Below are 12,254 nucleotides of genomic sequence, written 5' to 3' on the forward strand. Positions count from 1 at the left end.
TCGGGGTTCTTCCGAGCGGGGCGGGCCCGGGTCCGCCCCGCTCTTTCGTACGATGGCGAGGAGGACACACGTGGCGCCGGGGCCCGAAGCCCACCGAGCATCTGCAGCATTCGAGGTACGGGAGCCCGTGCTCGTCCGTATGGCGAGCCGGCCGCGCGGCGCCGCTCTGGCCACGGTCGACGCCGCCGAGCCGGTTTCCGGGGCGCGGCAGCTCGCCTCCGATCCCCTGCTCGACCAGGCGGTCCGGGTGGCCAGCGGCTCGCTGGCCCACAGCCTGGCCTCTCTGACCAGTGACGAAGGCGCGAGCGCGCTGGGGCACAAGCGGGTTCTGAGCGCCGCGCGAACCCTGACGCGGTACGCCCGCCGCGCTGGGGCCCGCCCGACGCCGTTCGGCCTGTTCGCGGGTGTCGGTACCGCCCGGTTCGGTTCCGCGGCCAAGGCGGAGCCAGGCACCGGTGAGGTCGCGGTCCGGCTCGACGGGGCGTGGCTGCACCGCCGGGTACTGGCCTGGCTCGCCGAGCCCTCCGTCCGCCGACGCGTGGACGTCGTGCTCAATGACCTGTGCTTCCTGCGGGACGGTCGGCTGTATCTGCGCACCGGCGGTCAGGAGCAGTCGGTGCGCGTCAACGCGCTGGTCAGCGCCGTGCGCGAGCGGGCACGGACCCTCGTGCCGTACGCCGATCTGCTCGTCTCGCTGACGGAGCGCTTTCCGACGCTGGACACCGAACGACTCGACCGTCAGCTGGCCGGACTCCTGCAGCACGGGTTCCTGCTCACCTCGATCACCCCGCACCGCCTCGACACCGCGCTGCTCGACGGCATCGAGGCAGTCCTGGACGCGGCGCTTCCCGACGACGCGCAGGCGCTGCGGGACATCCGGACGGCCTGCGCACGGCATCAGGAGGACCCCCCGGGGCTGGGCGGCGACTCCTGGCAGCAGCTCCTGGACGAGGTCCGCCGGCTCGACGTTCCCGGTACGGACAACGACGCGCACGCCCGGCCGCCCCTTCACGTGGACCTGCACGTACCCGGCGAGTTCGTCATACCGGAGGCGGTCGGCCAGGAGGTGTGCCGGTATGCGGCCGCGATCTGGGCGATCACACCGGAGTGGACGACGTTGGCATACATGCGGGACTACCGCGAGCGCTTCATCGAGCGCTACGGCACCGCCGGCGCCGTGCCACTGGGCGAGCTGGTCGACCCGCACCGCGGACTCGGCCTGCCCCCCGAGTACGGCGCAGAGCCCGCGTACGCGCGCAACGGCCCCGGTGACGAGGCGGACGGTCCCCGGCGCGCGATGATCGGCGAGCTGCTTCAGGAGGCCGTTCTGTCCGGCGGCGACCTGGTGCTGACCGACGACGTCGTAGGGCGTCTCGCCGAAGTCGCCGGGCACGATCCCGCAGCCGCGCCGCCGCGCAGCCTCGAACTCTGCTTCCAGGTGCTCTCCGAAAGCATCGCCGCACTGGACCGCGGCGACTTCCGGCTGCTCGGCAGCCCGCACATCGGCGCCTGGACGGCGGGCGCCACCGCGGGCCGGTTCGCGGCGGCGGCCGGCCTCACCGGCGAACTCGCCCGGCTGGCCGCCGACACCGCCGTCGCCCCCGACGACGCGGTGATCGCGGCACAGGTCGAGTTGATGCCCCGCGAACCGCGCGGCCTCAACATCGTCCAGGTGCCCCGGCTGCTGCCGTACCGCATCCCCGTCGGCGTGCCCGACGACCGGGACGACCCCGGCTGCCTGGACTGGCGCTCGCTGCTCGTCGCCGCCGGCTCCGACGGGCTGCGGCTGCTGCACCCGGAGAGCGGCCGTCCGGTCCGCCCGGTGCTGCCGCACATGCTGGCCCTGGACACACAGGCTCCGCCGGTGGCCCGGTTCCTCATGGATCTCGCGACGGCGCGGCCCCGCGTGTGGTCGGGCTGGGACTGGGCAGGACATGATGCCCTGCCGTATCTGCCGCGCGTCCGGTACGGGCGGGTGGTGGCGGTGCCCAAGCGCTGGCTGCCGGGCCGTCGGCTGCGCGACGCGGCCCGGGAACAGGGCGCCGGGGTGTGGGAGCAGGGCCTCGACGCCTGGCGCCGGCGCCTTGCCGTACCGGACCGGCTGCAGATCGCGCGCAACGACCAGATGTACCCCGTCGACCTGCGCGATCGCTGGGACCGTGACCTGTTGCGCGCCGAACTGACGGCCGCTCAGCCCCAGTTCGTCCTCTACGAGGATTTGACGGCCGACGGTGCGGGGCTCGGCTGGAACGGCGGGCACAGCACGGAGATCGTGGTGCCCCTCGCGGGGGTGCGGCGGCCCGCCGGGCGTACGACGCCGGGAAAGAGCGCCGAGCCGGCGCGGACCGCCCCGCCGCCGCGACCTGCTCCCACCCGGATCCACCTGCCGGGCGAGGACTGGCTGTTCGTGAAGTGGTACGCGGAGCCGTCGGCTCACGAAGCCCTGCTCACCGAGCGTCTTCCGGCCGTGCTCGCCGAGGTCGAGGACGAGGTCGACCGCTGGTTCTTCGTGCGCTACCGGGACCCCGAACCGCATCTGCGGCTGCGTTTCCACGGCGCTTCCGGGGCGCTGAACGGCCGGGTGCTGCCCGCGATCAGCCGTGCGTCACGGGTCCTCGTCGAGAGCGGGGCCCTGCGCACGATGACCCTCGACGTGTACCGGCCCGAAAGCGACCGGTACGGAGGCGAGGCCCTGCAGGAGGCGGCCGAGCGCTTCTTCTGCACGGACAGCCTGTCGGCACTCGTGCAGTTGCGCGCCCTGCGGGGTGTCGCGCGGGGGCTCCCCGCCGCCGTGCTCGCCGGGCTCGGGCACGCGGTGCTCCTGGAGTCGCTCGGGGACTGGGACTGGTGCGGCTGGGTCGACCGCATGTTCACGAAGACCGCGGAGCACGAGGTCTACCAGCGGCACCGCGCCGTCGCCGACCGGCTGATCAGGCCGGGGAGCGCGGTGTCGTCGGCTGCGGAAGCACTTGGGGTGCCGTCCCTCGGCACGCTGTGGTCCGAGTCGCCCGAGCCACGGGCGTACGGGCGGCTGATCCTGTCCGCTCCGGAAGCCGACCGCGACGAGGCCCTGCTGTCGCTGCTGCACATGCGGCACAACCGTCTGTTCGGCATCGACCGGGCGGCCGAGGCCCGCGGGTACGCGGTTCTGCGAGGAGCGGTGCGGGCCCATGTCGGTCGACGGCGGCACGAGAGCAGGAGCGGACGATGAGCGGGACCACCGGGGACGGGACGCGCGAGCGCCCCGCCGGCTCTTCCGCTCAGGACGTGCGGGAGCGTGCTGCCGCCGTCTCCGCCGAGATCCTGAACCGGCTCGCCGATCCCGCCGCCACGATGGCGGCCACGCGCATCCCGGCCCAGGCCGCGGACGACGGGGTCGCCGAGCCGGTCTGGGCCGAGCTCACCCTCGGCAGCGGCAGCCCCGGGCTCGCGCTCGCGTTCGCGGGAGTCGCCCGGGACGCGGCGCGGCAGGTGCCGCGCGCCCACGCGTATCTCACGGCGGGAACCCGCGCCGTCTCGGGCCGGCCCGGCGCCGCAGGCGGAATCTTCAAGGGGCCGGGGGCCCTGGCCTTCGCCGTACTGCTCGCGCACCGCACCACCGGGGGTTACGTCTCCGCGCTCCAGCGCTTCGACGCCTACCAGCGCGATCTCGTACGGACCGTCCTGCCACCCGTCGAGGACCGGCCGCTGCCCACCATCGGGCACTACGAGGTGGTCCGCGGTCTGACCGGCGTCGGCCGCTATCTGCTGGCCCGGGCCGAGAGCTGTGAGGAGCCGCTGACGGCGGTGCTCGACTACCTCGTGCGCCTGTCGCTCGGCACCGTGGAGCACCAGGGGACCCGCGTGCCGCGCTGGTGGGCCCTGGACGCGCCCCGGGTCGGCTCCGAGGCGGCGTTCCCCGGCGGCCACCTCAACCTGGGCCTCTCGCACGGCGTCGCCGGGCCGCTCGCCCTGCTGGCCCTGGCCTGGGAGCGAGGTGCGCGGGTGCCGGGGCAGCAGGAGGCCATGGAGGCGACGGCCGAACTGCTGCGGACCTGGGCGGTGACGGACCGGTACGGCCCGTTCTGGCCCGGCTACCTCTCCTTCGCCCAGTGGCGACGGGGTCCTGCCGCCTACGACGGAAGCGCGAAGTGGCCGGCCTGGTGCTACGGGGCTCCCGGGGTCTCCCGGGCCCTGCAACTGGCCGGACGGGCGCTCGGCCGGACGGACTTCTCGGACCTCGCCCGCGCCTCGGTGGACCGGCTGCTCGTCCTTCCCCGGTCGGCCTGGGGCATCAACGACCATGCGCTGTGCCACGGTTGGGCCGGAGCCCTGCACCAGCTCGGCCGACTCAACGAACTGTGGCGGGACCCCCGACTGGCCGAACTGCGGGACGCCATCGCCGCCGAACTCGTCTCCGCCTTCGACCCGGCGCTGCCTTTCGGACTGCGGTTCACGATGACGAAGGTGCCGTTCGGCTCCGATGTCTCCGGCTACCTCGACGGCGCCGCCGGCGTCGCGCTCGCCCTGGACTCGTACGCGGTGGACGGCACACCGGCCGACTGGGACATGCCGCTTTTGCTGGCTTAGGGGGCGTCTGTTCCTGACGGTTGGTGTTCTGGAGTGGTTGTGTGACGGGTGGCGCCGGCGGTCGTCGCACGGTGTGTGAGTGCTCGTCGTCCGTACCGCAGTGACGTGCCCGATGCCCGCCGGGCTCTGGTCGAGCCGGTCTTCGCCGCCTGGAGGGTGGTGTCCTTTCGGCCCTTGGCTTCGGGTTGCACGTCCGACCTTCGGCCGGTAGGACGCGATGCGCGAGTCGGCATTCGGGACGATCAGAGCCCGGCTGCCGGATGCCGGTCGCCGTGCCCGCACCGCCGCCCCTCGCGGCGCGGGCACGGCGTCTGCTCCAGGTTCCGAGGCTCCCCCTGGGGGCCCGGCTCGCTCGGCGCGGGCACGGCGCAGGGTGGCCGCCTCGGCCACCGCAGCCCGACGGCGACGCTGGACGTCGGCATGCTCGGTGGCGCAGCGGGGTGCTGGGCTGGCCCGCACCGTTATGACTGGGCGTGCCGATCGTGGCCGGAGCAGGCGCCGCCGGGCACGGCCTGACACGCCCGGGGGGAGCCTCCCCTTGCCGGTGCGAGGGGAGAAGTGGGACCGGGAGGGCCGCGCGTGCGCGTTCTGTGATCCGCCCCGGCCCCGAGGCCCGGCGAGAGTCCGGTGAGGAACTCCACTTTTCCGAATGCATGTACAACCGTCGACCGTCCTGGCGAGTCCACTGAGGCAGCGCACGGGTGCGCTCAACGGCGTTCAGGGGGACGCCCGTACGACCTTCAAAGGGACTTTTCATGACTCACCGGACCACCGGCCGGGCCGGCGCGCTCGCGGCCGTCGTCAGTGCCGCGCTGCTCATACCCGCCGTCACCGCCGCCGCGCCGGCCGCAGCCGCCACCCCGGCCGTGACCTGCACGTCGGCCCAGGCGGGCCTCGCCGCCAAGCTGAAGAAGGACATCACGGCCGCCGTCGCGGGCCGCAAGGGAACCATCGCCGTCGGCCTCTACGACCGCAGCACCAAGACCACCTGCACCCTGCGGGCCACCAGCGCCTACGACTCGGCCAGCACCGTCAAGGTCACCGTGCTCGCCGCGCTGCTGTGGGACGCCAAGAAGCACAACCGGTACCTGACGAGCACCGAGCAGTCGCTCGCCAAGGCCATGATCACCAAGTCCGACAACAACGCGACCAGCAAGCTCTGGAAGCAGCTGGGCATGACGAAGATCAAGGGGTTCCTCACGGCCGCCGGCATGACCAGGACCGTGCCGGGCACGGGCGGTTACTGGGGCCTGACCCAGGTGAACGTCAACGACGAGCAGAAGCTGCTGAAGCTCATCACCGCCAAGAACAGCGTGCTGAGCGACAACTCCCGCGAGTACATCCTGAAGCTGATGGGCCAGGTCGTCTCCTCGCAGCGCTGGGGCACTCCGGCCGGCGCGCCCTCCTCCGTCTCCGTGCACGTCAAGAACGGCTGGCTGCAGCGCTCCACGCACGGCTGGCGGGTGCACAGCCTGGGCACCTTCAAGGGCGCCGGGCACGACTACACGATCACCGTGCTGACGCAGGGCAACAGCACGATGACCTACGGCGTGACCACCATCCAGAACGTCGCCAGAGCCATCCACAAGGACCTGGTGCCGATCAAGGCCGGTGTCACCCGCTTCACCCCGACCAGCGAGCCGCGTGAGGCGTTCGTCGCCGTGCCGCCGCAGGGCTGACGCTTCACGGGGCGGCTTCCCGTACGTCACCGGCCGGTTCTACGGCGACGGCCATGCGCCTGAGAACCGTACTCACCGGCCTCACCGCCGGCCCGGTGGCGGTCACCTCGCCGACCGCCACCGGGCCCGCCGCCGCCCACTCGCTTCCGGGCCGCGCCTGTTCGCCGTACGCCACCCTCGACCGCTTCTCCGACGCGCTCGACAAGACGACGTGCGAGTCCACCGGGTTCCCCAGGCGCCGTCTTCCCGTCTCGCGCCCGCATCGCCGCCCCGCCGCCGTACCCGCCGATCCCCATCGGGCGTCGAACCGGTGCGCTCCCGCTGCCGTGCCGTTGTTGCTCGTCCACCGCCCAGCCGCCCGTTGTCACGGGTGTGGGCGCTATGCCGGTTTCGGGGAAGGCGATGAGAGGCAGGGGCATTGGCCCATGGGCTCGCAGGTCAGGAAGTGCGCTCCCCGTCCGCGCGGGGATGGTCCCGCCTCGGCGGCCGTCTGGACGTACTGGATGTGGTGCTCCCCGCCCGCGCGCGGGGATGGTCCGGACTCGCGGTCAGCAGAAGCCGAAGAGGCCGCGTGCCCCTGCCCGAGTGGGGGTGAGCCGGCGCCGCATGGACCAACCGCCCGCCCCGGAGCCATCGGGGTGGGCCGACCCGTCACACAGTCCCCAGCAACCCCACAGGAGCGGTCCCGTGGTCATCGACCTCGTCGTCCTTTACACCACCCGGCTCGACGACTGCCGGGAGTTCTACCGCAGCATCGGCCTCGACCTCGTACGCGAACAGCACGGGACCGGACCGGTGCACTACGCCGCCACCCTCGCGGACGGAACCGTCCTGGAGCTCTACCCCGCCACCCGGCAGCCGCCGACCGGCCCCCTACGCCTCGGCCTCACCGCACCGGCGACCGACCGGCCCGCGGGCCGACACGCCCTGACCGACCCCGACGGACGCACCGTCATCCTGACCCTCCCCGAGAAGAACCCGACCACGACCACCACCTAGACCACCCACCGCATCTTCGAGACGCCGTCCGCACCCGTGGTGTCCCCGACTTCCCCGTCGGCCGGCCCTCCCCCGTCGGCTCAGTGCCTCGGTGCGGTTCTCGGCCCGGTTGGCCCGGGTCAGCCGGACGCCGCCGGGCCGGCCCCACCGACCCGGCTCGTGCCCTGGCCGCCCGATCTGCTCGATTCCCTTCTCCCGGGCCACCTCGGCCGGGCCGTGTGCCTCCGGCCGGCACCTCGACGCACGGGGCGTCTCGCGAGCTCGTTGCTCCGCATCAACGCCCTCTACGCCCTCATGCCGGCCACCTCGGTGATCAGGTCTTCGGCGCGGAGTTGTCGGCTGCCCCGGCGCCGGCCAAGACCCCGGGGCGGCGCTTCCCCCTGACAACCCGGTGCCGGCCCGTCCCCTCCTCACACCGGCAGGGGTTCAGCTGCCGGTGTGAGGTTCCTGTCCGAAGGGAACGAGGTTGATGGTCAGTACGTGCGCCTCCGAGTTCAGCGCGTAGGCGATGGCCCGACCCACTTCTCGAGGCGGCATCTGTGGGATTCTGTCCCCTTCGAAGGTGTACCCGAAAGCCTTGCTGGCGGCGGCCGAAGCCTGGGCCACCGCGGGATTGTCGTAGAGTCCCGTGTCGACGACACCGGGATTCACCTCGGTGACGTGGATTCCGCGCTGGTTCAACTCCAGGGCCAGCGTGCGTACGGCGTGGTGCAGACCGGCTTTGGCGCTGGCGTGCGAATACCCGAAAGGGTAGGCGCGAATACCACTCATGGAGCCTACGACAATCAGCCGCGTGCGTTCCTGTTCTGCGACTCGCGGAATGACCTTCTGCACCAGTAGCAGGAGAGTGGTCACCACGGCGTCGAACTCCTGGGTGGGGAAACCGATGGGTGTCCGTTCGACGGGAAGATACGGATTGTCGTCGGGAATCTTGTAGTTCGCCGCACCCAGCCCGGCGGAGTGGACGACGTCCACGTGCTTTCCCTCAGGAAGGTCGTCCACCATCCTCTGCACGGACGACGGATCGGACAGGTCGACAGGAGCAGTCGAAACCGTCGCGGTTCCGCACATGTCCAGAATGGACTGCCGCACCCGGGACAGTTTGGCCTCCGAGCTGGACGCGATGACCACGGAGCGGCCCGTCATGGCCACTTCCAGGGCAACGCACGCGCCGATGTTCGGCTTGTAGAACCGAGAAGTGTAGATGTTCTCGGTGTCGTTCGATCCTTCGGCCGACCGGAAACCGGCACCGGTCACCAGCACCACACCGTCGTTCGCCATCACGTTCACCCTCCTCGTACGCTTTCCGGACTGCTCCGCGGGGAAGTGCGACCGCCGTCTAGGGCAACAGACCCAAATGGCGATCGAGGGATTCTGGTCGGTTCTTCTCCGGATGGGAGGCCGTGTAGAAGTTCATCGCCAGCACCACGCGGACGTCCTCTTCGTTCCTGAGGGCATTGACGTAGTGGCTGTGGTACCGGCCGTCGAAGAAGAGCGCGTGCCCGGCCACCGGGTAGATGCGCGTGCAGTCGGCGTCGACCTCTTCGCAGCTGTGCACGTCCCCCCTGTTCGAGACCAGGAGTTCACCGCCCGAGCCCCGGGGGTGGTCCGTCACGTAGAGGAGCCCGCTCAACGGGTTCCAGTCGACGTGGCACTCGTACCGTTCCTGGCTGCCCCGCTGCACGTTCAGGGTGAGTCCGGTGCGGACATCCGTCGCGGTCGTCACCTCTTCTCTGGTCAGGGTCTGCGCCATGTCGCGAAGTTGCTGCCGATACAGTGAGTACAGCCACGGCAGTTCTTCGGCGATAGTGACGCCGTCCACGGTGTGCACGGGAATCTGCGATTCACTGTCCGCTTCCCTCGATGTCGCATAGGAGGGCACCAGGTATTTGTCCTCGGCGCTTACGCGTGCCACTTCGAGGATTTCCTGCTGCCACCCCTCCGGAAGGAAACGTGACCTCAGGTCGAAAGAATGCCACGGGAAGGGGAGCGCGTGAGTTTCCGCCATCGAGACCTCCTTGTACAGTACGGGCGCGGCAGCAGAACGGAAACCAGCGGACCGGGAATGTGGCGACCCGGCGCCATTTGCCATTTCTGCTCATTTGAAGTAGAGCACAGGTCGTTCTCTCCGTCCATGGGAGTCAATGAGGATTTCCCCTTACTGTCCTGAGCTAGCCATACGCAGGGCGAGGGCAGCCTGGACGAAGGAGATGATCCGAATAATCGAGCACCGGAGCTTGCGAAGGAATCGTCAAAACTTGCGAATGAGCATGACTCGTTCGATGGAGGCGTGGATCTTCGCATGGGGCCAGTTGACGGCCTTCTGGTCGGCGGAAAGAGGCTCCCATCGTCCCCCATCGGGGGTGCGAACGGTGTTGACGCCCAGAGGTGGACCATTGACACGTCGGGCGCTGGCCGACCTGACGCGTTGCGGTCTTTTTGAGAAGCCGGGCGAACGGCAGCAGCGGGTAGGCCGGGGTGCTTGATCCGTTTTTGTTCACCGAGTGAGGCTGGATGCGCTGAAGGTGCCTTCAGGGCGAAAAGGTCAGGCTGATTTTTTGTCAGTCAAGGCGGTTCTGAATATTTTATGGGTGGGGTTATCGGCGCCTTCTGATGCGGGGGCGGCGGTGGATTTCGGTGATGCGGGGCCGTCGGACCCCGTCTCCGTTCCCCGGCGCCGCGCGGCATCCTGTGCCCGCCGGGCGGTCGACGCGCTCAGGCCTTCCTGGCGCGGGCGACCCCGGCCGTGGCCACCGCGAGCATCACCGTGCCGGCGATCAGGCCGACGCGCATCCCGGAGGCGAACGAGCCGGCCACCAGCACCCCGTAGACCGCGACGGCCACGGCGCCGCCGACCTGGCGGAAGGTGCTCAGCACGCCCGAGGCCAGGCCGGCGCGCTCGGCCGGAACGGAGGCCAGCACCAGCCCGGTCATGGCCGGAACGGCCAGCGTGCCGCCGAAGGACACCGGCATCAGCAGGACCGCGACCGTCCAGACCGGGGTCGTGGACGGCAGCAGGCACAGGACCAACAGCCCCGTCCCCATGACCAGTTGCCCGGCGATCATGGTGCGTCTGGCGCCGAACCTGCGGGTCGCCGCCGCCGAGACGAGGGAGACGCCCACGCAATGCACCGTCATCGGCAGGAACAGCAGACCGGTGGCCAGGGCCGACTGGCCGCGAAAGCCCTGGAAGTACAGGCTGAACAGGAACGTCACCCCGTAGAAGCCGAAGTTCAGCGCGAATCCGGCCGTCAGGCCCGCGACCACCGGCCGCGACCGGAACAGGTCCAGCGGCATCATGGGTGCCCGGCCGCGGGCCTGGCCGGCCAGGAACATCACCAGCGCGGCAGCCGCGACACCCAGCGAGGCCAGGATCACCGGGCTGCCGAAGCCGTCCTGCCCGCCCTCGATCAGGGCGTAGGTCAGGGCGCTCAGCGTCACCACCGCGCTGACCTGGCCGATGAGGTCGAAGGGGACCGCGCGGCGTGGCGAGGTGGCGACCCGGGCCAGCAGCACCAGGGCGACCGCGCCGACCGGCACGTTGATGAAGAAGATCCACTGCCAGTTCCAGGTCGCCAGCGCCCCGCCCACCAGCGGCCCGGCCGCCGAGCCCACCGAACCGCCCAAAGCCCAGATCGCCAGGGCCTGGGTGCGGGCCCGGGCGTCCGGATACGCCTCGCGGATCATGGCCAGGGTCGCCGGCATCATCACGGCGGCCCCGACGCCCTGTACGAAGCGGGCGAGCACCAGAAACGGCAGGCTCGGGGCGAAGCCACAGGCCGCCGAGGCCACCAGGAACACGACGAGCCCGAGGCCGAAGGCCCGCTTCGCGCCGATCCGGTCCGAGACCGACCCCGCGGAGAGCAGCAGCGCGGCCAGCATCAGCGTGTAGCCGTCCACCACCCACTGCAGACCGGTGATCCCGCCGCCCAGGTCCGCGCCGATCGACGGCAACGCCACCGAGACGATCAGCGCGTCCAGCGTGATGACGAAGAACCCCAGCAGCGCCGCGCCCAGGGCGTGGCGCTGCTCCGCAGTCCCGCTGGTGCGGGCCGGGACGGCTGCCTCGGCGGGGGTGGGCATCGTTTCCTCCTGCGGTACTGAAGACGATCTGCTCTCCGGTGGAACGGATGCGTGGTTGCCGCCTCATCGGTGATCAGGGCGGTGAGCAGGGCCATGAGGAACCGCCGGTCCCCGCGGCCCGGGAGGCAGGGGCGGGTCCCGGTGCTCCGCCACCAGAACGGGCAGGACGTCAAGGGGAATCCGACCACCGCGAGGGGGACGGCGATCGGCAGCGAGAAACGCGTGCCGTCGTCGGCGGGCAGGTGCCGGCTCCAGCGGCCTCCCCTGTGGTGAGGGGCCAACCGGTACCACGGGAGGTCGATGACGACGCAGAGCCGCACCACCGTGAGCGGCGCCCGCTCGATGAGCTCGTCCCGTCTCTTCGCACCCTCGGCCATGGCCGGCACCGTACTGAGTCGACGCCTGCCGTATCGGGCGCTTGTGAAAAATCCCCTAGAAGGGGTGAAAACATCCCACACGCGCTCTCGAAACGGCGTTCGCGCGGCTGCGGTCCTCCCTGGTTCGCCGTGGGCGGGTCAGGACCGGGAGCGGGTACGGTGCCTTCCCCTCCAACGGCGGTGCCCTCGACCGGCAGTGGCTGCCGCACCTGCAGCGCGTGATCGGAGGCGCTCGACGACTAAGTCGCGCACGTCGTCCAGGACCTCGTCCGCGTCCCGGTCGATCCGGTTCAACAGCCGGTGGCTCCGGTCCGGACCCGCGCGCCCGGCCTCCTCCGCCAGTGTCCAGCCGTTCTTCCGCCCGGATGGAACGATCGGCCCCCGCACATGCGCAAGCGCCGACTCACGCGGCTCCGACCTGGCGACCCGGTGCACGAACCGATCGTGCAAAGCCTTCAGTTCACCCCTCCACGACCGGGCGCCAACCAGTTCCCCACCCGTGACCAGACCGACGACCCACATGACGGGCCGACACGCCGAAGACCGT

General features: G+C 71.0%; 7 protein-coding genes and 1 pseudogene. 4 read left to right on the forward strand and 4 right to left on the reverse strand.

Going from position 1 to position 12,254, the window contains the following annotated elements:
• Positions 1-70: 70 nt before the first annotated feature.
• From RND61_RS03080 to RND61_RS03095, 4 genes are all read left to right on the forward strand, one after another.
• Positions 71-3,211 (forward strand): lantibiotic dehydratase, encoded by a 3,141-nt coding sequence (locus RND61_RS03080; RefSeq protein ID WP_315876054.1) that lies wholly within the window; start codon positions 71-73, stop codon positions 3,209-3,211.
• Complete coding sequence (locus RND61_RS03085; RefSeq protein ID WP_315876055.1) at positions 3,208-4,569, forward strand: lanthionine synthetase C family protein; 1,362 nt, start codon at positions 3,208-3,210, stop codon at positions 4,567-4,569. Before RND61_RS03080 ends, RND61_RS03085 begins: the two co-directional genes overlap by 4 nt.
• Positions 4,570-5,324: 755 nt before the next feature.
• Positions 5,325-6,248, forward strand: a complete 924-nt coding sequence (locus RND61_RS03090) for a serine hydrolase (protein WP_315876056.1) — start codon at positions 5,325-5,327, stop codon at positions 6,246-6,248.
• A gap of 687 nt (positions 6,249-6,935) precedes the next feature.
• A complete protein-coding gene (locus RND61_RS03095) occupies positions 6,936-7,247 on the forward strand; it encodes a VOC family protein (RefSeq protein WP_315876057.1) in 312 nt (103 codons plus the stop codon).
• 426 nt (positions 7,248-7,673) lie between these two features.
• On the opposite strand, the gene RND61_RS03100 is transcribed toward RND61_RS03095, so the two are convergent.
• From RND61_RS03100 to RND61_RS03115, 4 genes and pseudogenes are all read right to left on the reverse strand, one after another.
• Entirely contained in the window at positions 7,674-8,528 is an 855-nt protein-coding gene (locus RND61_RS03100; protein ID WP_315876117.1) for an SDR family oxidoreductase, read from the reverse strand.
• Between the two features lie 58 nt (positions 8,529-8,586).
• Positions 8,587-9,255, reverse strand: a complete 669-nt coding sequence (locus RND61_RS03105) for a 2OG-Fe(II) oxygenase (protein ID WP_315876058.1) — start codon at positions 9,253-9,255, stop codon at positions 8,587-8,589.
• Positions 9,256-9,962: 707 nt separating this feature from the next.
• Positions 9,963-11,330, reverse strand: a complete 1,368-nt coding sequence (locus tag RND61_RS03110) for an MFS transporter (protein ID WP_315876059.1) — start codon at positions 11,328-11,330, stop codon at positions 9,963-9,965.
• 587 nt (positions 11,331-11,917) lie between these two features.
• Positions 11,918-12,229 (reverse strand): annotated as a pseudogene (locus tag RND61_RS03115) (IS701 family transposase); the annotation flags it as partial.
• Between the last annotated feature and the right edge of the window lie 25 nt (positions 12,230-12,254).

This window comes from Streptomyces tamarix, assembly GCF_032423885.1.
GTDB classification, from domain to species: Bacteria; Actinomycetota; Actinomycetes; order Streptomycetales; family Streptomycetaceae; genus Streptomyces; species Streptomyces tamarix.

Coding starts and splice junctions, on each gene's coding strand:
- RND61_RS03105 (WP_315876058.1), bottom strand. CDS start 9,255: ATGGCGGAAACTCACGCGCTCCCCTTCCCGTGGCATTCTTTCGACCTG.
- RND61_RS03100 (WP_315876117.1), bottom strand. CDS start 8,528: ATGGCGAACGACGGTGTGGTGCTGGTGACCGGTGCCGGTTTCCGGTCG.
- RND61_RS03085 (WP_315876055.1), top strand. CDS start 3,208: ATGAGCGGGACCACCGGGGACGGGACGCGCGAGCGCCCCGCCGGCTCT.
- RND61_RS03090 (WP_315876056.1), top strand. CDS start 5,325: ATGACTCACCGGACCACCGGCCGGGCCGGCGCGCTCGCGGCCGTCGTC.
- RND61_RS03110 (WP_315876059.1), bottom strand. CDS start 11,330: ATGCCCACCCCCGCCGAGGCAGCCGTCCCGGCCCGCACCAGCGGGACT.